The organism is Methylicorpusculum sp. (assembly GCF_030651835.1).
In the GTDB taxonomy this organism is placed as follows: Bacteria; Pseudomonadota; Gammaproteobacteria; order Methylococcales; family Methylomonadaceae; genus Methylicorpusculum.
The window spans coordinates 17375-41037 of record NZ_JAUSBX010000040.1 but is presented as its reverse complement, the minus strand read 5'-3'; the positions used below and the strand labels follow the sequence as shown (position 1 = coordinate 41037).

Genomic DNA, 23663 nt, shown 5'->3' with positions numbered 1-23663 from the left:
CGCTTATCGGGAGCGATTATGCAGTCTGACTACCCGAAGAAAGGAGTAAACCAATGGCCAGCAAACGGTCCCGGTTATTACGGGTAGCCAGAATGATGCCTGAAATCTGAGTGGTGCATGCAGATTTTCCAGCCAAAAGGACAGGAACTGTGAACAGAGCAGGCATAACATAATAAACAAACCTTGCTGCGGCAGAGGGTATTGGCGTAACCGTTTGTGCAGTTTAAGGCTAAAAAAGGCCGCCAGTGAATAAGTCAATGCATGTAATCCCAGCATTCGCCCGGTTAATACATCGGTGAGGATGCCAACCGTCAGTCCTGTGAATATGCCGCGCCGTTCAGGCGAAGCTAGTGACCAGTAAATGACGGTCAGAAGAATCCAGTCAGGATTATAGGCCGTTAAGGGTTCCTGCCAAGGCGCAATCCTTAGGCACATCGCGAGAATAATGGAGAGAGCAAACCGGAGTAGGCTGGATGGGTTATTCATGGTTTGGCTCGATGCTTATTTCGGGCGTTTCCTGGCTGAACAAGGGCACGGGTTCTCTGTTGCTCCATACAATCAGTAATTCACGGCTTTTGTTGAGTTGCGCCTTAGGGGTTGCATAAATTTCTGCGAACGGTTTATTGGGTTGATAATTAATTTCATCAACAACAGCTACAGGATAGCCTTGAGGAAACGCCCCGCCTAATCCTGAGGTTATGAGTAGGTCGCCTTTTTTAATATCTGAATTGTTGGGTAAAAAAGGCAACTTGATGCGGTTGATCTGACCGCTGCCCACGGCAATGGTTCGCAGTCCGTTACGATTGACTTGAACCGGTATTGCATGGCTGGGATCGGTGATGAGCATGACTTCAGAGCTAAAGGGTAAGGCCCGAATGATTTGGCCCACAACCCCGTAGGCATCGAGCACCGGTTGTTCCGGATGGACACCAAAGCGAGAACCTTTATTGACCAGAACCACATGTTCATAAGGGGCCAGATTGACCGAGAGCAGTTCGGCTACCAATACCTGTTCGCCCAGTTTGAAAGATTTTTCGAGTAAAGCGCGCAAGCGGATATTTTCACGTTCCAGTGCCGCAAATTTCAATAACTGGGTTTTATAAATCAACTCATCCTGTTTGAGTTTTTCGTTCTCCTCTTTTAGCTTGTGCATGTTTTTCACGGTTTCAACTGTAGAAGAAACCAGATGGACAGGCGCGTCAACCAGATTGTGGATAGGGTAAACCAGGACCGAAAGAGCGGCACGAGCGCTCTCAAGTCGCGTTCCTCTGTGCTCTGTAATCAAGAGGGTCAATGAGAACAATACAGCGACCAGCAGGCGTGTGTTAAGCGATGGGCCGGTGGCAAATAATGGATTGATAGCGATATGCCTCTGGGAGCAAAAACAGGACAGCAAGCAAGCCCTAAAAGGCCGCTTCAATTATTTATTAGAAAAAACAGTAGCTACTCACCCCTTCCATTTTATTGGACGCAGGTGCTTTATTTCAAGGGTGGGATGAATTTGTTTCTGCAGCATCCCTGTTGCAGAAGCCTTTTCAATCATCTACATCCTCTATTCCAAGCGAGCGAGTAGTTACAAAAAACACCTATTAGAATAGTCATTTCTAAATCCGGCAACTTATTTTTCCGCTCCGTAATCTGCCGTAGCGAGCGATATATAAGCCGGATTTTGATGTGTAACCATCCTTTTGTTTAATTGCCGGGACGCCGATTATTCCAAAGAGAATGCCGACGCGCCTTTTTTATCGAGCATTTCCAGAACCATGCCGCCGCCTCTGGCCACGCAAGTCAGCGGATCGTCAGCGATATAAACCGGCAAACCTGTTTCTTCAGCAATCAATCTATCGATATCTTTAAGCAATGCGCCGCCGCCAGTGAGGACGATGCCGCGATTCGCGACATCCGCACCTAACTCAGGGGGTGTTTGTTCCAGCGCGACTTTGACCGAGCCTACGATGCCCGCTAACGGATCTTGTAATGCTTCTAAAATTTCATTGCTGTTTAATGAGAAACTTCTGGGTACGCCTTCAGCCAGATTACGACCTTTGACTTCAATCTCCCTTACTTCGCTGCCGGGGTAGGCTGCGCCTATCTCGTGCTTAATTCTTTCGGCAGTTGCTTCACCAATCAGGGTGCCGTAATTACGGCGAACATAATTAATGATGGCTTCATCGAAACGATCTCCGCCAATTCGGACCGATGCCGAGTAAACAATGCCGTTCAATGAAATAACAGCCACTTCGGAAGTGCCGCCGCCAATGTCCAAAACCATTGAGCCTTGCGCTTCATCTACCGGTAATCCCGCGCCAACCGCTGCCGACATGGGTTCTTCAATCAAGTATACTTCCCGTGCTCCAGCCATCGAGGCGGACTCGCGAATAGCCCGGCGTTCCACTTGCGTTGATCCGCAAGGTACGCAGATTAAAATGCGAGGGCTGGGTCTTAATAATTTGTTTTCATGCACTTTTTCTATGAAATAGCGCAACATGCGCTCGGTCACTGCAAAGTCGGCAATAACGCCGTCTTTTAAAGGGCGAATTGCGGTGATGTTGCCTGGTGTCCGGCCCAACATCATTTTCGCTTCAGTACCTACGGCTGCGATGGTTTTATGGCCGCGAATCTTGTCTTCCTTGATAGCGACTACGGAGGGTTCGTTCAATACGATCCCTTTGCCAGGCACGTATATCAATGTGTTTGCGGTGCCTAAATCAATCGATAGATCATTTGAGAAAAGACCGCGAATTCTTTTGAACATCTTAACCGGTTTCCTTAGCGAGTAAATTGCATTACTTTATCAATCAAGCGGGTATTTGAGCAAGATATAAAGTATCATATCGTCATTAATTGTTAATGGAGTGAGAAAGTGTCGTTAACGGCTGATGATGTAAAAAAAATCGCGCATTTGGCGCGTTTGGGGATTAATCCTCAAGATGAAGACAACTATGCCCAGGATCTGTCGGGTATTCTGGATTTGATGGTGCAAATGGGCTCGCTTGATACCAGCGAGGTACTGCCCATGGCGCACCCGATGGATCAATCACAACGTTTGCGTCCTGATAAGGTGACCGAACAAAATCAAAGGGAAAAGTTTCAGGCCATTGCGCCTCAGGTTGAGGAAGGTCTTTACCTGGTTCCCAAAGTCATTGAATAAAAGGATTAAAAAGTGTTGTCTGAAGTCGCTTGGACGGGACGATTTATATCCATTTCAAAAATAATCTAACTTGCATTCAACGCGGAAGCCGTTTCTTTCCCTACGGACAGGGCTCTGAAACCTATACGCTGAACAGTTACAAAATTAATCCAAATTAACCGAGATTATCTTGACCATGCATACTAAAACCATCGCCGAACTGGCTAGAGGGTTACGCAGCGGCGAATTTTCGAGCGTCGAACTGACCCGGAATTTTCTTGACAGAATTACCCAATATCAAAATCTCAATGCGTTTATCACCGTAACTGCGGATCAAGCTTTGGCGCAAGCGGAAGCGGCTGATAAAAAGTTAGCGGCAGGTTCCACTGGTTTGATGACAGGTATTCCCATCGCGCAAAAAGATATATTTTGCACTGACGGGGTGAAAACCAGTTGCGGTTCAAAAATGCTGGATAACTTTATCGCTCCTTACGACGCGACCGTTGTAACCAAATTCAATGATGCCGGGGCAGTGATGCTGGGCAAATTAAACATGGATGAGTTTGCGATGGGGTCCTCCAATGAAACGAGTTTTTACGGTCCTGTCTTAAATCCCTGGGACACCAATGCAGTGCCGGGGGGTTCATCGGGTGGCTCTGCCGCTGCTGTGGCCGCTCGTCTGGTCCCTGGTGTAACAGGCACCGATACCGGAGGTTCGATCCGGCAACCTGCGGCATTATGCGGGATTACCGGATTGAAACCAACCTATGGCCGGGTGTCACGCTACGGCATGATCGCCTATGCATCCAGTCTGGATCAGGGCGGTCCTATGACCAGAACCGCTGAAGATGCGGCCATTCTGCTGCAAACCATGGCCGGATTTGACGAAAAAGACTCCACCAGCGTTGATAAGCCGGTACCTGATTATCTGGCAAGTATTGCTCAGAAACTGGACGGACTGACCATAGGTTTGCCTAAAGAGTTTTTTGGCGAAGGATTAGATGCCGGTATTGCGGCTATTATCGAATCTGCTGTCGATGAATACCGTCGGCTTGGGGCAACAGTCAAGGAAGTGTCCATGCCCAACCTGAAATATGCGATTCCGGCTTATTACATTATTGCGCCTGCCGAGTGCTCGGCTAATTTATCCCGTTTTGACGGAGTCAGATTCGGTTATCGCTGTGAAAATCCGGCAGATCTGACCGATCTTTACACCCGTTCACGAGGCGAAGGCTTTGGCAAGGAAGTCAAGCGGCGGATATTAATAGGCACTTATGCGCTGTCGGCCGGTTATTACGATGCTTATTATCTAAAAGCCCAAAAGGTGCGGCGTCTCATCAGCGAAGATTTTAAAAAGGCCTTGTCAGACGTCGACGTCATCATGGGGCCGGTTACCCCGTCTACCGCGTTCGGCTTAGGCGAAAAAACGGGCGATCCCATTCAGATGTATTTGTCTGACATTTACACCATTGCGATTAACTTGGCCGGTCTTCCGGCTATTTCGATCCCGGCCGGTTTTTTAAATGCCATGCCGGTGGGTTTGCAAATCATCGGCCAGTATTTCGCTGAAGACCGCTTGCTTAATGTTGCACATCAGTATCAGCAAGTCACCGATTGGCATCAGCGGTCCCCTAAAGGTTTTGAGTAAGGAGAACACATGGACAATCAAAAATGGGAAGTTGTGATCGGCCTGGAAATTCATACCCAGTTGGCCACCCAATCCAAAATTTTTTCAGGAGCATCTACTGCTTATGGTGCCGAGCCCAATATCCAAGCTTGTGCCGTTGATTTGGGCTTGCCGGGTGTGCTGCCTGTTTTAAATGAAGAAGCCGTCAGAATGGCCGTTAAATTCGGTCTGGCCATTGAAGCCGAGATCGCGCCTTATTCAGTTTTCGCGCGAAAAAATTATTTTTACCCGGATTTACCCAAAGGCTATCAGATCAGTCAGTTCGAACTGCCGATTGTCGGCAAGGGCTATCTGGATATAGAGGTGGATGGCGTCAAAAAGCGCATTGGCGTAACCCGAGCGCATTTGGAGGAAGATGCCGGTAAATCTCTGCATGAGGATTTTCATGGTTTGACCGGGATCGATTTGAATCGCGCCGGCACACCGCTGTTGGAAATCGTTTCCGAGCCGGACATGCGCTCAGCCAAAGAGGCTGTGGCTTATATGCGTCAATTGCATGAGCTGGTGCGTTATCTGGAAATTTGCGACGGCAATATGCAGGAAGGCTCTTTCCGCTGCGATGCCAATGTCTCGGTACGCCCCAAAGGTCAAAAAGAATTCGGAACCCGCGCCGAAATTAAAAACATCAATTCGTTTAAATTTGTCGAAAAAGCCATCAACCATGAAATTGAAAGGCAGGTTGATTTGATTGATGCGGGCGGCAGAGTCGTCCAGGAAACCCGGCTATACGATGCCAATAAAGATGAAACGCGGTCCATGCGCAGCAAGGAAGAAGCTAATGATTACCGTTATTTTCCGGATCCCGATTTACTGCCGGTGTTTATTTCCGAAGCATTGAAAGCACAAATCAAAGCCACTCTGCCGGAATTACCGGGCGCTAAAAAGCAGCGTTTTATCGAGCAATACGGTCAGGATGATGAAAGTGCCACCACGTTGACCTCATCGCGCGAGTTAGCCGATTTTTACGAACAAGTAGTTCAGCTATCAGCAGGGGAAGCCAAACTGGCTACCAACTGGATGACAGGTGATGTGTTGGGCGCGCTCAACAAAGCCGGTTTGGATATCAGCCATTGTCCGGTCAGCCCTGAGCGCTTGTCAGGTTTGATCAAACGTATTGCCGATAACACCATTTCAGGCAAAATTGCCAAACAGGTATTCGACAAATTGTGGAACGGCACCGCCACAGCCGATGAGATCATCGAGCAGGAAGGTCTGGTGCAAATCACCGACATGGGGGCGATCGAAGCTATCATCGATACCATCATTGCCAATAACCAGGGTCAGGTCGAACAATTCCGCAGCGGCAAGGATAAGGTGTTTGGGTTTTTCGTCGGGCAGGTGATGAAGGAGACCCAGGGTAAGGCTAATCCTGCCGAAGTCAATAAGATGCTGATGGCGAAGTTGAAAGGTTAAGCTGTTTCTTGACGGTAATCGACTTACATGAGCAATGTCCACAACCGCCAAGGTGCGGGGTATCCAAGAAGCATAACGATCAGGAGTTTACGGACTCCTGGTTTTTATGAGCTTTAACCCAATAAGCAAACATCATGCCGGCCCATCCTCTTAACCCGATTTCGACACTAAGACATAAGGCAAGAAACCAGGTGGCTTGCGACGGCCATTCCAGCCAGATGAGCAGGCCTAGGAAAATAGATATTACCGCGCCTACTGAAGTCGATACACTATTCGGCAACTGTGTGGCATAGGTCAGAGTCAGTCGAAAAATCCCTTTGATAATTAAAAATGCCGCAATCAAAAGACTCAGCCTGATGGGATCGTCCCCGATGCTGAAAATGATCAAACCAGAAACGACGACATCCAAAACACCGTTTTGCAGGTTAAGAAAAAAGCTTCTCAAATCCGTCGTGATAGCCGCATCGAAACATTCCAGGCAACCGACAATAAAAATAACTACGCCACAAACAGGCAGCCAGGAGAAATCCCGTATCTGCATGATGATGACATCAGGTTTAAATAAGGTGGAGAAAACCAATAATGTTCCGGCAATTAACATGACTATTCCCCGAAACAGCAGCCTGCGCCAATCCGTTCCGGCATATTCCAAATTTGAAAATTTCTCACGCAGTTTCATTTTTTCTCCACGTTGGTTTTAAACTAAATTCTATTTGATCCGGATTGAATCTGGTTGGGAACGAAGGCGTCATCTAGCCAGAAAAACAATGCTTATATTATCCAATGACCAGTTTTTATGCCGCTAACAATTGATGGCAATAACAGGGTCACTGATTAATACTCTAACAGTTTTTAATGCTGAGAGTTTCGGACATATTGCCATTGGGGAAGAGGGTTTCGGTGCGCGAACGATTCGCTCTGTTTTTGTGAAGAACGTATAGTGCTTCATGGCTTTCAGAGCTATTAGACAGGTGACAAGCCGCTCAAGCCTTGAGGGGGGCTTCGCACGAGCGGCTTATCAAACTCTTGATAATAAAAATGTAATCCGTTATTTACGATATTCGGAAAAGACATAGTCCTTGTCTTTTTCTGAGGTGTGGCAAGCAAAGCATGAGGCGCCGCCATCTTTAACCAGACGCTCTGTTTTACTGTCACCAGAGAATCCTTCAAATCCCCAGCCTCCAGTTGCGGCATGTTTTTTGGAATCCTTATGCATGACGCCGACCAGCTTTCTTTCGCCTTCGTGAATAGACTTATCTTTTTCCTGGTAATTGAGCAGATCGAATACGAGTACTGCGCCATCTTCGTATTTACCTGTTTTTAGTCCGGCTTCAGCCAATGCGTTGGCATAGATGTGGTGAATACCTTGAAAGGGATTTTCCAGGGCATGGCCCGGTTGTATCAGCATGGATTTGGCGTGTAGCCAGTTTCTGTAGCCATCCGGAAATGGAACGCTTTGCTCCTGGGCAGATGCGGCGGTTGAAAGAGAAAATAGGGCGCATGAGATGAGGATCAAAATGCTGTTTTTCATGATGTTATCTCCCATCAGGTGGATTGATTCAATAGTTTCGAAACGAAACTATTGAATGTTTTAATCCTATTCCGTTAATTTGTCAAACTGGTATTGATTCGCTATCTTAGTGTGGGGCTAAAACCCAGCAATTCCCAGTTTGAACTTATAATGTGATTTTGAAAGTAGTTGTAAGCCTTGCGAGGAACGCCGTAAACCCATCCCAGCAAAGCTTAAGCCTAACCTTTTTTATCATCAAACTGGGAGTGGTTGACTAAGATCCTTTGAGAAAACGAACCCGGTTGGGAGATTGGATAATCAGGTTGGGGATTGCCGATAAGGGCAGTTCGCCATCGGTACCGCCATGTTTGACGGCCTCTTTAGGCATGCCGTAGACGACACAGCTGTTTTCATCTTGAGCGACCGTCAATGCGCCGGTATCGTGTAGCTCTTTCATGCCGCGCGCACCGTCATCTCCCATGCCGGTCATAATGATGCCCAGCGCGTTTTGACCGGCGGCTTGAGCGGTAGATCGAAAAAGGACATCCACGGACGGGCGATGACGGCTGACCAAGGGGCCGTCTTTAATTTCTACCCGGTACTGCGCGCCGCTGCGTCTTAACAGCATGTGTTTGCCGCCCGGAGCGATTAAAACCAAACCGGGAATGACCCTGTCGTTTTGCTCGGCTTCTTTAACGGTGACTTGGCAAAGACTGTCCAGACGTTTGGCAAAGGCTGCGGTAAAGGCTTCCGGCATATGCTGGACGATGATAATTCCAGGGACAGAGCGCGGCAAACGGGTCAGCACATATTCCAATGCCTGGGTCCCGCCTGTAGACGTTCCTATGGAAACCACTCTATCGGTCGTTTCGTGAATGCTGCTTGCATGGGGAGCGATGATCGCATCGGCGTTGAGTTTAGGCTGTGATTCCATGATTGATTTTTTCGGACTGTCGGCGCTCATTCGTCCGACTCTGGCGTGGGACGCGCCTTTTATTGCATCGGCCAGCAGGGTTTTTGAGTCCTGGAGAAAACCTTTCAGATTGACAGTCGGTTTGGTAATGATGTCAACTGCACCAGCACTCATCGCCTGCATGGTGACTTCCGCCCCTTTTGCCGTGAGTGTTGAGCAAATCACCACGGGCGTCGGATGTTCCTGCATCAGTTTTTTTAGAAACATGATACCATCCATGCGAGGCATCTCAATGTCCAGGACAATGACGTCAGGCCAGTCCGTTTCCATTCGTTTCAGTGCAAATAGCGGATCGGGTGCGGCGCCAATCACTGTGATACCCGCTATGCTGCTCATCAGGGCAGTCAAGACCTGCCTGACCACGGCTGAATCGTCGACGATGAATACTTTGATGTCCGCCATAAAACCTGTTGTATTGATGTGTTTTATAAAAGTGTCAGCCGTTTAAATAACGAGAAACGTTACCAGAAATCGGTTGTGCTTTTTGTCTTTTCATGCTCGTCAATACTTTGTTTCCAGTATCGCCGCTCTTCATTTTCCAACAGCCGTACTTGTTGACCACCGATTTTTTTTATGAAGACCGAATAATCGGTGCCGACAAAATGAACATTCCTGCCGTGATTACCTCCTAAACAGGAGCCGACTATCGGAATTCTTTCATTTTTTAGAAATTCCTTAATAAACATGACATTGACATCGCCGACCGTATCTTTATTTTCCCTGTCCTCACGCAATTTCAAAACATTGCCGCCGCCGAAACATTTGGCTTTTAAGTGTAGCTTGTTCGCGCCCAATTTCATCATATCGTTGATCAGTAATTCCATCGCATATACGCCATAACGGCCTTCTTCAGACTGAATGATCGGCATGTTATGCGCGTGAAACCGATACGCCAGCAAAAAATGATTCATACCAAACACCTGATTGACCGGATCGAACAGGCAGGCTGATACGCAGGAGCCTAACAGTGTAGAAATGACTTCTTTACGGCGTGTTACATAATATTCGCCCGGGTCGATAATGATCCGCTGCGTGTTTTTGAAAGGCTGGACTTTCATGGTTTCCGATAAATCGAAGGTTTGATGCTTTGTAATTTGTCAGTAATACGATGCAGACTTTCGGAATGGCTGACAAAGAAATATCCACCGGGTTTTAGCGCGGTTGCGAGCCGCTCAACTACCTGCTTTTTAGTATCCTGGTCAAAGTAAATCAACACATTACGTAAAAAAATAACATCAAATTTGCCGATGCCGGTCGGCAACGGCTGCATCAGATTAACTTGTTGAAAGTTCACCCTGGCTCGCAGCTTTTGGTCAACTTTAAATAAACCGGCTTGCGATCGCACGCCTTTCAGACAATATTTCGCCATCAGTGACATGTCCATTTGTTCCAGTCTATCCATTGTATAGACGCCTTGTTTGGCGATATCCAATACGCGCGTACTTAAATCGGAGCCTAAAATTTCCCAGCGCCTCATCCCCAGTTCCTGAGCCATCACCATGGCCAGGCTGTAGGCTTCTTCACCGGATGAACTGGCTGCGCTCCAGAGCCTGAACTGCTCGCCCCGCCAGTTTTTCATAATCTCTTCGCGGAAAAAGTCAAAGTGCTTCGGTTCACGGAAGAAATAGGTTTCGTTGGTGGTCAAAATATTGACCATCGTTTGAAACTCGTGAGGATGGTCACGTTGTGTGGCTAATTGGAAATATTCTCCATAAGTCGAAACGCCATAGTAATCCAGTCTTTTAGCAAGCCTGCTGGCCACCATTACTTTTTTTTCCGGTATCAGTGAAATACCGGCATGGTCGTAAATCAAGCGCCTGAACCGATCAAATTCTTCAGGTGTAATCGGCGAAATACTCAAACAGTCCTCACAGTGTAAAAAGAAACAAGCAAATTAAAAAAGAGTCGACCGGTTAGCATTTTTCTATTTCCTAGCGTGGTAGGTGGTTGTATGGAACGGAAAAGCAACTACTATCAACGCTGTTATTGAGCAAATTCTAGAGGAAATTTCATGTCAAGCACAGCTAATTACCAAGCTGCTGAAGCCGGTGTAGGGAAAGCCAGTTTCTATTTGCTCCCGGCCGGATTGGGATTGATGTCTGGTTTGCTGTTGTTGTTCTTATCGGGGTTTGGTTTGTTGAGTTTTGCCGTGACACTGGTGTTAATCCTGGCCGGCTTTTCGATTGGTCACCTCTTATTAAATCAACAGCAAACTCTGCTCCGGCTAAACAATGAGCGCTGGCAACAGGATGAAATGGATAAGCTTGATGATGTCAACGCTTACGCTACCGAGCTGGAACGGTTATTCATCCATGTGGCGCCAATTCTGCTGCGACAAGTGCAAACCTCCCGTAGCCATACTGAGCAGGAAATCACGGTACTAACAAAGCGATTTGGCGTGATGGTTGATCAGTTGAGCAATATCATTAACGGTACAGGTCATGCTGAGGATGGCCGCGGAATCGATACCTTGTTTTCAGATACGCACAAAGCTTTGAATCAGGTATTGAAAGCACTTGCCGAGATTCAGAATGTTGAGCATGCGGTTGTCGATGAAGTTCGTAAACTCTCTTTACATACGCATCAATTGGATTCAATGGCTCAGGAAGTGCGAAAAGTCGCCGAACAAATCAATTTATTGGCATTAAATGCTGCAATTGAAGCTGCTAGAGCCGGAGAAAATGGCCGTGGTTTTGCCGTGGTGGCCGATGAAGTCCGTAAGTTGGCCGGTTTTTCATCTTTGACGGGTGAAAAGATCAGTGCCGCGATAGAAGATATCAATTCTGCAATGACCAACACATTAAAGATGTCGGTTGCTTCGGGAACGAATGATGACCAAACGATCCATGAGGCCGAACAGGCAATCCAAAACACGCTGACTGATTTGCAGGGCGCGCTGAATGTTTTTAAAAATGATGCTGAGACGCTGAGAACCAGCAGTTCTGAAATACGGGATGAAATATTCACAGTACTGACAGCGTTCCAATTTCAGGATCGAGTCAGTCAAATGCTGTCGCATGTCGAGCATAACCTTAACAGTCTTCAGGGTACGGTGGAAAGTGCCACCAATGCAGGTGCCCAGCGTCACGCCAATATGATCAATGTCGACCAAACGCTTTCCGGAATGGAGCTTAATTACACGATGCCCGAGGAATTGCTTAATCACCAGGCTAATAGCGCTGTTTCTCACCAAAGTGCCGCCCAAGATAACGATTTAACATTTTTCTAAACATCAACCAGGATTAAAACTATGGCAAAAACCATCATGATTATTGATGACTCTGCTTCCATTCGTCAGGTAGTCACTATTGCACTAAAAGGCGCAGGATACGAAGTAATTGAAGCGTGTGACGGCAAGGATGCGCTTAAAAAACTGACGGGGCAAAAAATCAATCTGATCATTACAGATGTCAATATGCCTAATATGGATGGAATTACCTTTGTGCAGGAGGCCAAAAAATTACCGGCTTATAAATTTACACCAATGATGATGCTGACCACAGAATCCGCCGACGATAAAAAGCAGGCGGGTAAAGCGGCCGGCGCTAAAGCCTGGCTGACCAAGCCATTTCAGGCGCCGACACTATTGGATGCAGTATCCAAACTGGTGTTGCCCTAATCCATACGAAACGCAAATAGGATGTGTACATGTCCATTGAAGTAAAGCAAGACAAAAAAGGCACCGTTCGCCTGGCTATTCAAGATGAAATGACCATCTACACGGCCCTTCAGCAAAAAAAATTACTTTTCAGTCATCTCATTTCTGCAAAAACATTACAAATCGATTTGGCAGGTGTCAGTGAAATCGACAGTGCAGGCTTACAGTTATTGTTGTTTCTAAAGCGTGAAGCAGGTCATCACGAGATTAAACTGAGTTTGATTCAGCATAGTCAGGCTGTGCTGGATGTGATGGAACTGCTTAATCTCAGTAAATATTTCGGCGATCCCATTGTGATCTCTGCAGACAGGAAATCCTCATGAGTGAATTTGATGCCGCGTTAACTACATTTGCCCAGGAATCAGAAGAGCTTTTGATCTCTATGGAAGATGCGCTGCTGTCTCTGGAGTCATCGCCGGATGATAGCGAGACCATTAACAGCGTATTTAGAGCGATGCATACGATAAAGGGCAGCGCCGGATTGTTTGGTTTTAATGCCATAGTCGCTTTTACTCACGAAGCTGAATCGGTACTTGATAAAGTCCGTAATGGCGAGCGAGCTATTGATGCTGAATTGATTTCTGTTTTGTTGGACAGCAAAGATTTAACTGCGCGATTGATAGAACACTGCCTGACACAAAAGGATGCTCCCTTACCGCCGGAACTGGAAGCGGCAAGCATGAGATTAATAAAGCAGCTTTCTGGAAAAAAGGAAACCGCTATTCAGGCCAATGAGACAGAAACTTCAAAACTGGAAAGTGAAGGTGGCGGTGACATTTCCGTTGATGGAAGTTGGCTTATTTCTTTGAAATTTCAGTCAGATGCGTTGAGAAATGGCATGGATCCGCTGTCCTTTATCCGTTATCTGCAAACATTGGGCGAAATTAAGGAAATCATTACGCTGACGCCCGACATGCCGGGCGGTGATGAGATGGACCCGGAAAGCTGTTACCTGCATTTCAAGATTGCCTTTCAAAGCGATGCCAGTAAGCAAAACATAGAGAGTGTGTTCGAGTTTGCCTCCGATGACTGCGATATCAATATTTTACCGCCCAATTCCAAAGTTGAAGAATACCTTAACCTGCTGGACGCTCAGGATGAGAGTCATGTCAAACGCATTGGCGAAATGCTGGTGCAAGTCGGTGCGCTGACACAAAACGATGTCAATCGTGCACTGCAAAAACAAAATGAATCGCGGGAGAGTGAAGATCAACCGGGCAAACCGTTAGGAAAAATTTTGGTTGAACAGCAAGTGGTTCAGGAACCCGTTGTTGAACAAGCCTTGAAAAAGCAGGAACAAACCAAGCAAAAATTGGCGGCTGAAGCTAATTATATTCGTGTCGATGCCACTAAACTGGGGCAGCTAATTAACCTGGTTGGCGAGCTGGTGATTTCCAGCGCGGCCATGAATCTGATCGTCGAACGGCATGGCTTGACCGATGCAGGCGATGTTGCCGCCAGCATGAATACTTTGGTCAGCAGTATCCGAGACACCGCATTGGAATTACGGATGGTGCAGATCGGAGAAACTTTTTCACGTTTTCGCAGGATCGTGCGCGATGTGAGCAATGAACTGGGTAAAACCATCGAGCTTCAAATAAGCGGAGGCGAAACGGAACTGGACAAAACGGTTGTTGAGAAAATCAACGATCCTCTCATGCACTTGATTCGTAATTCATTGGACCATGGCATCGAAAGCCCGGAACAGCGCCTAGCCGTTGGCAAACCCGCAGAGGGTATCGTTCAGCTCAACGCCTATCACGAATCAGGACATATTGTTATTCAGATTGCCGATGATGGTGCGGGCTTGAACTGCGAAAAAATAGTCGCCAAGGCCGTCGCAAATGGACTTATCAAGCCTGATCATGGCTTATCTCAGCAGGAAATATTCGACCTGATCTTCGCTGCCGGTCTCAGCACAAAAGAGGCCGCTACCAATTTATCGGGGCGCGGCGTTGGGATGGATGTGGTCAAGAAAAACATCGAAGCACTCCGTGGCTCGGTAGGTATTGATAGTGAAGAAGGGCAGGGAACGACAATCACTATCAATCTGCCGCTGACACTGGCGATCATTGACGGTTTTATGGTAGGTACAGAGCTAGAGCGCTACATCATTCCACTAAGCATGGTCGACGAATGTATTGAAATGGATCCCCATGAATGTCAGATCGATGAAGTGCAACACTACATTAATCTGCGCGGTCAGGTTCTGCCCTATTTACGATTGGGCGATTATTTTAATAGCCGGAAGAGCGATACCGTCAAGCGCCGTGAGAGTGTCGTCGTCGTTAAATCGGGCCAAAACAAAGCCGGTTTTGTCGTCGATGAATTACACGGCGAGCATCAGACCGTTATCAAGCCTATGGGTAAGGTATTTGAAAATCTCAAAGGGATTACCGGTGCGACGGTATTGGGTGATGGAAATGTTGCGCTGATCCTCGATGTTCAAGGGCTTATTCAAGCGGCGATCAAAAACAAAACCCGATCGGCAAACTTTTTAAGCTCACAGCGCACGCAATAAAGATTAAAACGGTTTCAGACATAACTTTTGTTATACAGGAAAAACTCAATGAACATTAATGACCTCAAGATAAAAACAAAAATTCTTACTGGGGCAATGTTGTTGGTGGCGATTACTATTGGTTTTGGTCTATTGGCCAAAATTTATATAGGTGATGTCTCCGATGCATTGTTCGGTATTACAGACAATAACGGCAAATCGGTGGAATACGCCACCGGCGTTGAAAGAATGGCCTTCGCAACCATCATGGAAGAAAAAAATTATTTATTATATGAAAAGGATGAAATTTACCAGCGCGCTGAAGAGAATGTTAAGAAATTGATGGGCTACCTGGACCAAGTTGATCAGGTTGGAAAAAAATATAACAATACTGAATTACTGAATCAGTCAAAGACTGCTCGTGAGGGTACTTTAAAATATGCGGACAAATACCGTGCTGGTGTCGAGGCATTAAAGGCCAACAAAAGAGCGGTTGATGAAATGGTCGAGCGTGGCGCAACCGTTGCCTCTGCCGCCGATGACTTTTTAAATCGACAAGTAAGTCTTTATCAGGAAGCAATGAAGAAAGGCGCGAGTGCACAAGAGCTTGATCCTTATGTGCAGCGCTACATCATAGCTACCAACATCTATGTTAAAGCCATGGAAATCATGCGGGCTGAAAAGGAGGAAGTTAACTACAAGAATCGAGTTGCCTGGAAGAAAATGGAAATCTGGCTTCCCGAATTGATGCAACTGTATGATAACCTGCAAAAAATCGTTTATAGTGATGAGGCTTTACGCTTGATTGATGCGGCACGAAAAGCAACTCGCGATTATCAGCTTTCGGCACAGGCCTGGATAAAAAATGATGACGAGCTTAAGAATATTCTGAAGGAAATGGCCGATCTCGGCGCTGATGTCATTAAACAGGCACAAACTGCAGAAGAATCCGGATACACACAGTTGGAAGTAGCGCGCAATAAAGCTGAAGAATTAGTCAGCGAAGCCAATAAAATCATCATCGGCACCATTATCGTTGCATTGATTTTGGGCATTTTAATTGCGATGTTCCTTGCCAATCTCATCACAGTACCTATAACTGTCGGTGTTAAATTTGCGCAATCTTTATCCAAGGGCGATTTGACCGCAAAACTGGAAGTAAACGGTAAAGACGAAATTGGTCAGTTGGCGCAGGCTTTACGTGACATGCGCGACCAGTTGAGTCATGTTGTTGAGCAGGTCCGGTCCAACTCAGACACCTTATCCAGTGCTTCGCAGCAGGTCAGTTCTACAGCCCAGGGCATGAGTCAGGCGGCTACTGAGCAGGCCTCAAGTGTTGAGGAAACCACTTCGGCCATCGAGCAACTCAATGCTTCAGTGCAACAGAACACCGAAAATGCCCATGTCACGGAACAAATGGCGACCAAGTCAGCCAATGAGTCCCGAGAAGGCGGTGAAGCCGTAAATGAGACTGTTAAAGCGATGAAAAATATAGCCAAAAAAATCGGTCTCATCGAAGATATTGCCTACAAAACCAATCTGCTATCACTCAATGCTGCAATTGAAGCCGCATCTGCCGGTGAGCATGGTAAAGGTTTTGCCGTGGTTGCTGCCGAAGTGCGTAAGTTGGCGGAAAGCAGCCGGGTTACTGCAGAAGAAATCAATGAACTGGCAACCAATAGTGTGGCTATAGCCGAGAAGGCCGGTGCTTTAATTGCTGCAGTTGTTCCCAATATTGTTAAAACGGCCGATCTGGTTCAGGAAATCAATGCGGCGTCAATTGAACAATCCAGTGGTATCAATCAAATCAATGATGCAATGCGGCAACTGGATAAAGCCACCCAGCAAAATGCGGCCAGCTCCGAGGAATTGGCGGCTACTGCCGAAGAATTAAACGGGCAGGCGACACAATTACAACACGCAGTAGCGTTCTTCAAGCTCGATTCAAGCGGCGCCAAACCTCAAGGCGGTGCTCGAAATAATCCTCCTTATCGTCAAAGCCGGTCTCCTGCCAAAGCAAATTACAGTACTAAGCCGGAGGTAAAAAATGCCGTTGCTGATACCTCGCTTGAGTTTAATGATTCGGATTTTGAGCGTTTCTAGTTCCTGGAGAACAGACCATGAGTAATCTGATCCGAAAAGAAAATGGCAAAAATGCAGTAGCGGTACAGGAACAAATTGGACAATTCCTTACGTTTCTGGTTGACAAGGAGAATTTTGCTATCAATATACTCGATGTCAAGGAAATCATAGAGATAGCCAACGTTACACATGTGCCTCTGACGCCTGACTATATTCATGGTGTCATTAACTTAAGAGGTAATGTTGTGCCGGTAATCGATTTATCTGCGCGGCTTAAACATCATAGCGCGGAGGTCAACAAGCGCAGTTGCATTGTTCTGGTCGAAGTGGACGTGCTGGAAGGCCCGCAGATGATAGGAATGCTGGTGGATGAAGTAAGGGAAATTCTGGAAATCCCGCCAACCAATATCCAGCCCGCTCCTGATTTTGGTACCGACATTCGTACTGACTTTATTCAAGCTATGGCTCGTGTGGGTGATGTGTTCATTATTCTGTTGGCGATAAACCATGTTTTATCGTTGGAAGAGTTGTCTCAGTTAAGCGGTCTGAACAACGAACAACTGGTAGATTGAAGTTCGCCACAGGAAAGCTTCTTAAACCAGCCACGCTTCCGATAAAGAGCGTGGCTGGTTTAATGACATCTAAGTACATCAAAATTAGGGAATGGGATTTGAGCTTCCCTCCCAGCAATTCTCAGTTTGATCTTTTCGGCGTCATTTTGGGCTGGGAAAAGCCTTTTGAGGAACGCCATAAACCCTTCCATGGGTGCTTGACGGCAGCATCCCTGCTGTCGACATCCTCAAAAAGCTTCCCCCCGCCCTTTTTTCCCTTCAAATTGAGAATTGCTGCTTCCCTCCCGGACATTTCGTCATTCACCTGGAAGCGCTATGGGTGCTCCAGATCGTTTCTGGCAAAATCATCGACACTGATGGCTTTAAACCGGGCTCTTTCTGCTTGATGAAGTAATTCAGCCTCTTCCCGGCTGATGATATGCTTATCTATTGCATCTAGCATTACATCCTCGATTGCGCCTTTTGTTAGCTGGCGATTTTTTTGTGCTCGGCGAATTTTGATTTCTACGGGAGCGGCAGCAAGAACAGCTTGGAACGCGATTTCGATACGGCCGGTAGGGTCGTCTTCTTGGGTATTGATATAAATGCCCTGCGTCAGTCGATCACGGCTTGAAGAGTCCGATAATAAAATAGAGGCCGTTCTATGAATGAGTTCATCGTCAGGTGGTTCATTGGGAGTGCCTAATGGAAACATCAAGATTTTGAGAGACCAGGATAAGGTTCGGTAAGGTACTATTCGTAAAATGGCCAACAAGGATTGTTGGACACTGTATAACGTTGTCTGACAGGCCCAATCGACTAATGGCAAATCTTCAACCCGGTTGCCCTGATTCTGGTAATGCTTAAGTACAGCGGAACATAAATATAAATGGCTCAATGCATCGGCAAATTGTCCGGATAAACGTTCTTTCCGTTTTAAAGCACCGCCCAATGTCAGTAATGCATAGTCGGCTAATACGGCAAAACCGGCGCTGAGTCTGGCAATCTGGCGATAATAACGGCGAGTATTTTTATCGCCGGGAACTTCTGAAAACCAGGCATTGCTGAAACCGTACCAAGCGCTGTAAATCAGGTTGCGCAGTGTTAAATGGATGTGCTGAGCCAACAATTTATCAAACTCAAGCAAGCCCTGCCCGTTATCGGCTAAATGCAACGCGGCCATTTCCTGCTGAATCAACGGGTGGCATCTTACCGAGCCTTGGCCGAAAATCATCATCGTGCGGGTTAATATATTCGCGCCCTCCACTGTAATGCTGACCGGAATCACCTGATACAAACGGCCCATGAAGTTGCGCGGCCCCAAACAGATGCCTGAGCCGCCTTGGATGTCCATCGCATCATTGATAACGCGGCGCATGCGTTCGGTCAGTTCATATTTGATGATGGCGGAGATAACTGAGGGTTTTTCGCCGTGATCAATCGCCGCAGCCGTTACAGAGCGCGCGGCATCCAGAATATAGGCTTCACCAGCCATGCGCGCCAAAGGCTCCTCTACGCCTTCAAATTCACCGATGGGCAGGTTAAATTGCTTACGGATACGCGCATAAGCGCCGCTGTTGCGGCAGGCAAATTTAGCGCCACCGGTACTTAGCGCAGGCAAAGAAATGGCACGCCCCGTCGACAGGCTTTGCATCAGCATTTTCCAGCCTTTACCCACCTGTTCAACGCCACCGATAATCCAATCCAAGGGAATGAAGACGTCTTTGCCCCAGTTGGGTCCGTTTTGAAAAGCCGAGTCCAAAGGATAATGTCGGCGTCCGATTGAAATTCCCGGTGTATGGGTTGGAATCAGAGCAACGGTGATGCCTAAGTTTTCCTTCTCGCCTAACAGATGATCAGGGTCATACAATTTAAACGCCAGCCCTAAAACGGTGGCGATCGGCCCCAGAGTAATGTAACGTTTTTCCCAATTGAGACGAATACCCAGAACCTTATCCTGACCTTCGAACGTACCATAACAAACAATACCCGTATCGCGCATCGCCCCGGCATCGCTTCCGGCGTAAGGCCCCGTCAATGCAAAAGCGGGTATTTCTTCACCAGCCGCGAGTTTGTATAAATAATGCTTTTTTTGCGCGTCAGTGCCGTAATCAAGTAATAGTTTGGCAGGGCCCAATGAGTTGGGCACCATGACCGTGACTGCGGCACTGATGCTGCGGCTGGCGATTTTCATGACGACTTGCGAATGAGCATAGTCAGAAAATTCCAGACCTCCGTAGGTTTTGGGGATTATCATGCCGCAGAATCTGTTGCGTTTGATGAAATCCCATACTTCAGGCGGAAGAACCCTCCGGTTGAAAGTAATATCCCAGTCATCAAGCATCCGGCATAAGGTTTCTACTGGACCTTCAATAAAGGCCTGTTCTTCGGTCGTCAATTTGGCAGCGGGTAGATTTTGCAAGACCTGCCAGTTGGGCCTGCCTGAAAAGAGTTCTGCATCCCACCAGGTATTGCCAGCTTCCAGGGCTTCCAACTCGGTTTGCGATAGGGGCGGCAAGGCCTTTTTCATTGCCTTGTAAACCGGCTTGCTGATCAACGAGCGACGCAGGGCAGGTATCCATGCGGTGCTTAAGTGAACAGCGGGTAATGTAAATAACCATTTCATGTGAGTTCCTTAATCGGGTGTACCCCAGGCTTTTGCATCACTGATTTATCAGCTAATTTCTGAGCGGTTTGCCGGTTTGCAGCATATGTTCCAATCTTGCCAGCGATTCAGGATTTTGAGTGAGTGCCAAAAAAGCATTCAGCTCCAGAGACAACAGGTCTTCTTCAGTTAATGGCAGGGTGATATCGCAGTCGCCGCCACTCAAAACCTGGGCCAAATGATCCGCGATGACGGTATCGTAGGCAGTGATCTTTCCAACGAGATGCATCGCCCGAGTTGCCATATTCAATAAAATGGCTGCGGTTTTACCCGGAAGATTGTAGTGATAAGGCTCTGGCGGCTGATATTCGGAGGACATGGCTAATGACTTGGCTTTTGCGTCGGCTAAAAGGCGGTTGCGATTCATTGTAATGCCGTCGCTGGGTGATAAAAACAGCAACGTTTTCGCTTCGAATGCCGATTTGGAGACTTTTGCCATGCCTATGGTTTCAAATGCCTGACTGACTGGAGGAATCGGACCTCCGAATCGTTTTTTGTTGTCTAACTGTCTGCGCAAATATTCCTTGCAGCCACCCCATCCGGGTAGTAAACCGACACCCGCTTCGACGAGACCCATATAAAGTTCCGCATGAGCTTGAATCGCATCGCAATGCAGCAGAATTTCACAGCCACCGCCCAATGCCAGCCCGGAAGGCGCACCCACCACAGGAAAAGGGGCGTATTTTAAGGCTTGATAGGTTTGTTGGCCGACGCGGATCAGATCGGCAACAGCGACAGTGTTTTTTTCCTTGATGGCGTTGACCAATAATGACAGATTCGCACCGGCAGAAAAATGTTCGGCTTCGTTGTAAATCACTAAGCCAGCAAATTCTTTACCGATTTTGTCGATGGTTTTTCGGATCATGGTCATGGTGTCCATGTCCAGCGTGTTCATTTTGCTGTGGAACTCCAGACAGGCAATGCCGTCGCCCAAATCCCAGAGGCTGGCTGACCGGTTTTGTAAAACCGGTGAGTTTGTTAATTTACAGTCCGACAACAGCAAAGCCCCGTCCGGTCGTCTAACCGGCTGATACTGTCGCGCTAAATCCTTGCAGTAAAGCCTGCCATTGTCAGCGGTATAAAACGGTTTGCGATCTGCGAGCAAGGCAGGAAGCGATTTGTTTTCCAGAATCAGGCGATCGCAAAATCCGGTGGCTCCGATGCGATCAATCAATTCAAACGGTCCGTAAGTCCAATTGAAGCCCAGTTTCATTGCCGTATCCACGGCAACGGGATCCTCTGCAATTTCAGGCAGCAGGGAGGCGGCATAACAAAGCGTTTGAGAGATGACGTTCCAGCAGAACGTGGCGATTTTATCGTTACCGGACAGCAGTATCTTCAGATCGTGGGCTAAGTCCATCTGCGGTTTAATGCTGATAGCATAATCGCCGGTTTTAAGATTGATGGATTCCTTGATGCGTTGCCCCTCGATCTGCAGCAAGCGGTAAAATCCGCCTTTCCCTTTTCTGCCTGTGTAGCCGGCCTCTATCATTTTAGGGATTAAATCAGGCAGAGGAGCCAGTTTCCGAAATGCATCGTTTTCCGGCAACATCGTGTTGAAGCCTTTGACTATGAAAGGGATAAGGTCGATACCGACCAGATCCAGCAAGCCAAAAATGCCGGTTTTGGGAATGCCGAAAGGTTTGGCGATAGCCAAATCGGCTTCTTCAACGCTAAGGCCCAGTTTGCGGGCTTCCTGTAATCCGCATAAAATCCAGAAAGTACCTATGCGGTTGGCAATAAAACCGGGCGTGTCGTTACATATCACACAACCTTTTCCCAGGCGTAAATCGGCAAATTCGGTCACTGCCTGCTGGAATTCGGGCAAGGTTTCCGCGCCGGAAACCAGTTCAAGTAACCTCATATAGCGAGGCGGATTAAAAAAATGAGTAATCATGAATCTTCGTTTAAGACTTTCCGGCGCATCTGCCATCAGCAATTTGAGTGGCAAAGTGGACGTATTAGACGAAATTAAGGTAGTTTCGGGGCAAATGCCCTCCAATTGCTGGTAGAGCTTTTGTTTGATGGACAGATTTTCAATGACCGCTTCAATAACCCAATCGACCGTAGCCAGCTTTTCAAGATCATCATCCAGATTGCCGGGCGTGATCAGTCTTGCATTTTTTGCCAGCATAAAGGCGGCAGGCTCGGTTTTGAGTAGTTTGGCGATGGCTGATTCGGCCAGTTGATTTCGCTGTGAAGCGCCTTCCGGCACAATATCTAAGAGCAGGACAGGAACGCCGGCGTTACTGAGATGAGCGGCGATGCTTGCACCCATGACGCCGGCACCAATCACCGCGGCTTTTTCGATAATCATGAGATAGCCTCCAAAATAGTGGCAATGCCTTGGCCTCCGCCGATGCACTGGGTTGCCAATGCATAACGGCGGTTTTCCCTTGTCAACAGACTGGCCGCCTTGCCGGTAATCCGTGCGCCGCTTGCGCCTAAAGGATGCCCCAAGGCAATGGCGCCGCCATCGATGTTTAGTTTTTGCAGAGGGATAGGCAGTTCTTTGAGCACTGCCAGCACTTGAGCCGAAAAAGCCTCATTCAGTTCGACGATATCGATATCGTCAAGCGTCAGTCCGGCGCGTTGGAGTGCTTTATGAGTCGCTTTGATAGGGCCTATGCCCATGATTTCGGGCAGACAGCCGGATACGGCAATGGCCTTGATACGGGCTAGTTTACTGAGTTTGTGCCTGTCGGCGTAATCTTCGCTGCAAACCAGCAGAGCGGCAGCGCCATCGGTGACCGGTGACGCTGTACCCGCTGTAATACTGCCATGGCTAAAGAACGCGGGTTTTAAACTTGCCAAAGCGGCCAGCGAGGTGTCAGGACGAATACAGCCATCTTGAGCGATATGCAAACCGTTGGGTAGAGAAATGGACACCATTTCGTCTGAAAAACCGCCGTTCTGTTGAGCGGTAAAGGCTTTTTGATGACTGGCCAGTGCAAAGGTTTCCTGGTCTATCCGGTCGATTTGATAGTGTTTAGCCAGATTTTCAGCAGTATCACCCATGCTGATATACGCTTGGGGAAATCGTTGATAAAGATCAGGATTAGGCATCATGTTAAATCCGCCCATCGGAATGCGTGTCATCGATTCCACACCGGCGCAAATAAAAGCTTCACCGGCATTCATTTGAATGGCACCGGCTGCTATATGTATAGCCTGCATGGACGATCCGCAAAACCGGTTCAGCGTCATACCGGCTACTGAAACCGGAAGATCAGCCAAATGAACGACCAGTCGGGCAAGGTTGAGGCCTTGTTCGCCTTCGGGAAATGCGCAGCCTAGAATCAGGTCTTCGAGATCATCAGGATTAACACCGGTCCGTTTAACGAGTGCAGTGATGACCTGTGCAATTAAATCATCCGGCCTGATTTGGGAAAGTTGGCCTTTGTGGGCAGGGGTAAAAGGTGAGCGGCAGTAACCTGCAATAACAACCTGTTTCATGATCCGTCTCCTGATTTTTATAATTAAATTCCTGGAAA

Annotated in this window: 20 protein-coding genes; 9 read left to right on the top strand and 11 right to left on the bottom strand. The window is 47.5% G+C overall.

The genetic code is table 11. From position 1 onward, the window contains the following. Positions 1 to 3: 3 nt before the first annotated feature. The 3 genes from mreD to Q7V32_RS05100 form a co-directional block, all read right to left on the bottom strand. Complete coding sequence (gene mreD, locus Q7V32_RS05110; RefSeq protein ID WP_304895903.1) at positions 4 to 486, bottom strand: rod shape-determining protein MreD; 483 nt, start codon at positions 484 to 486, stop codon at positions 4 to 6. Continuing rightward, positions 479 to 1420, bottom strand: coding sequence for a rod shape-determining protein MreC (gene mreC, locus Q7V32_RS05105; RefSeq protein WP_370691420.1), 942 nt, complete (start codon positions 1418 to 1420; stop codon positions 479 to 481). The genes mreD and mreC overlap by 8 nt, the downstream gene beginning before the upstream one ends. A 291-nt stretch (positions 1421 to 1711) precedes the next feature. Next, positions 1712 to 2755 (bottom strand): rod shape-determining protein, encoded by a 1044-nt coding sequence (locus tag Q7V32_RS05100; RefSeq protein WP_304895902.1) that lies wholly within the window; start codon positions 2753 to 2755, stop codon positions 1712 to 1714. Positions 2756 to 2863: 108 nt separating this feature from the next. Between Q7V32_RS05100 and gatC the strand changes: the two genes are divergently transcribed. The 3 genes from gatC to gatB all read left to right on the top strand — a co-directional run bounded on the left by gatC (position 2864) and on the right by gatB (position 6230). Further along, positions 2864 to 3151: an Asp-tRNA(Asn)/Glu-tRNA(Gln) amidotransferase subunit GatC gene (gene gatC / locus Q7V32_RS05095; RefSeq protein ID WP_304895901.1), complete on the top strand. Its 288-nt coding sequence runs from the start codon at positions 2864 to 2866 to the stop codon at positions 3149 to 3151. A gap of 175 nt (positions 3152 to 3326) precedes the next feature. Then, positions 3327 to 4778, top strand: coding sequence for an Asp-tRNA(Asn)/Glu-tRNA(Gln) amidotransferase subunit GatA (gene gatA / locus Q7V32_RS05090; RefSeq protein ID WP_304895900.1), 1452 nt, complete (start codon positions 3327 to 3329; stop codon positions 4776 to 4778). A gap of 9 nt (positions 4779 to 4787) precedes the next feature. Next, positions 4788 to 6230 carry an Asp-tRNA(Asn)/Glu-tRNA(Gln) amidotransferase subunit GatB gene (gatB, locus tag Q7V32_RS05085; protein WP_304895899.1) on the top strand — a complete coding sequence of 481 codons (1443 nt, stop codon included), beginning with the start codon at positions 4788 to 4790 and terminating at the stop codon, positions 6228 to 6230. Between the two features lie 79 nt (positions 6231 to 6309). On the opposite strand, the gene Q7V32_RS05080 is transcribed toward gatB, so the two are convergent. The 5 genes from Q7V32_RS05080 to Q7V32_RS05060 form a co-directional block, all read right to left on the bottom strand. Next, positions 6310 to 6909 carry an HdeD family acid-resistance protein gene (locus Q7V32_RS05080; RefSeq protein ID WP_304895898.1) on the bottom strand — a complete coding sequence of 200 codons (600 nt, stop codon included), beginning with the start codon at positions 6907 to 6909 and terminating at the stop codon, positions 6310 to 6312. Positions 6910 to 7278: 369 nt separating this feature from the next. Further along, entirely contained in the window at positions 7279 to 7761 is a 483-nt protein-coding gene (locus Q7V32_RS05075; RefSeq protein WP_304895897.1) for a cytochrome P460 family protein, read from the bottom strand. 253 nt (positions 7762 to 8014) lie between these two features. Further along, complete coding sequence (locus Q7V32_RS05070; protein WP_304895896.1) at positions 8015 to 9115, bottom strand: chemotaxis response regulator protein-glutamate methylesterase; 1101 nt, start codon at positions 9113 to 9115, stop codon at positions 8015 to 8017. Between the two features lie 59 nt (positions 9116 to 9174). Beyond that, on the bottom strand, positions 9175 to 9771 hold the full coding sequence (locus Q7V32_RS05065; RefSeq protein WP_304895895.1) for a chemotaxis protein CheD: 597 nt from the start codon (positions 9769 to 9771) through the stop codon (positions 9175 to 9177). After that, entirely contained in the window at positions 9768 to 10574 is an 807-nt protein-coding gene (locus Q7V32_RS05060) for a protein-glutamate O-methyltransferase CheR (RefSeq protein ID WP_304895894.1), read from the bottom strand. The genes Q7V32_RS05065 and Q7V32_RS05060 overlap by 4 nt, the downstream gene beginning before the upstream one ends. Before the next feature lie 150 nt (positions 10575 to 10724). Between Q7V32_RS05060 and Q7V32_RS05055 the strand changes: the two genes are divergently transcribed. From Q7V32_RS05055 to Q7V32_RS05030, 6 genes are read left to right on the top strand one after another with little or no spacing between them, the layout of a single operon-like run. Next, on the top strand, positions 10725 to 11942 hold the full coding sequence (locus Q7V32_RS05055) for a methyl-accepting chemotaxis protein (RefSeq protein WP_304895893.1): 1218 nt from the start codon (positions 10725 to 10727) through the stop codon (positions 11940 to 11942). 21 nt (positions 11943 to 11963) lie between these two features. After that, positions 11964 to 12332: a response regulator gene (locus Q7V32_RS05050; protein ID WP_304895892.1), complete on the top strand. Its 369-nt coding sequence runs from the start codon at positions 11964 to 11966 to the stop codon at positions 12330 to 12332. A 29-nt stretch (positions 12333 to 12361) separates the two neighbouring features. Continuing rightward, positions 12362 to 12694, top strand: coding sequence for a lipid asymmetry maintenance protein MlaB (locus Q7V32_RS05045; RefSeq protein ID WP_304895891.1), 333 nt, complete (start codon positions 12362 to 12364; stop codon positions 12692 to 12694). Further along, on the top strand, positions 12691 to 14892 hold the full coding sequence (locus Q7V32_RS05040) for a chemotaxis protein CheA (protein WP_304895890.1): 2202 nt from the start codon (positions 12691 to 12693) through the stop codon (positions 14890 to 14892). The genes Q7V32_RS05045 and Q7V32_RS05040 overlap by 4 nt, the downstream gene beginning before the upstream one ends. A 48-nt stretch (positions 14893 to 14940) precedes the next feature. Further along, positions 14941 to 16974 carry a methyl-accepting chemotaxis protein gene (locus Q7V32_RS05035; RefSeq protein WP_304895889.1) on the top strand — a complete coding sequence of 678 codons (2034 nt, stop codon included), beginning with the start codon at positions 14941 to 14943 and terminating at the stop codon, positions 16972 to 16974. Positions 16975 to 16991: 17 nt separating this feature from the next. Continuing rightward, on the top strand, positions 16992 to 17525 hold the full coding sequence (locus Q7V32_RS05030) for a chemotaxis protein CheW (protein ID WP_304895888.1): 534 nt from the start codon (positions 16992 to 16994) through the stop codon (positions 17523 to 17525). A gap of 313 nt (positions 17526 to 17838) precedes the next feature. Here the strand turns inward: Q7V32_RS05030 and Q7V32_RS05025 are convergent, their stop codons facing one another. From Q7V32_RS05025 to Q7V32_RS05015, 3 genes are read right to left on the bottom strand one after another with little or no spacing between them, the layout of a single operon-like run. Beyond that, positions 17839 to 20130 carry an acyl-CoA dehydrogenase gene (locus tag Q7V32_RS05025; protein ID WP_304895887.1) on the bottom strand — a complete coding sequence of 764 codons (2292 nt, stop codon included), beginning with the start codon at positions 20128 to 20130 and terminating at the stop codon, positions 17839 to 17841. Between the two features lie 52 nt (positions 20131 to 20182). Then, positions 20183 to 22486, bottom strand: a complete 2304-nt coding sequence (locus Q7V32_RS05020; protein WP_304895886.1) for a 3-hydroxyacyl-CoA dehydrogenase/enoyl-CoA hydratase family protein — start codon at positions 22484 to 22486, stop codon at positions 20183 to 20185. Beyond that, a complete protein-coding gene (locus Q7V32_RS05015; RefSeq protein ID WP_304895885.1) occupies positions 22483 to 23625 on the bottom strand; it encodes a thiolase family protein in 1143 nt (380 codons plus the stop codon). The genes Q7V32_RS05020 and Q7V32_RS05015 overlap by 4 nt, the downstream gene beginning before the upstream one ends. Between the last annotated feature and the right edge of the window lie 38 nt (positions 23626 to 23663).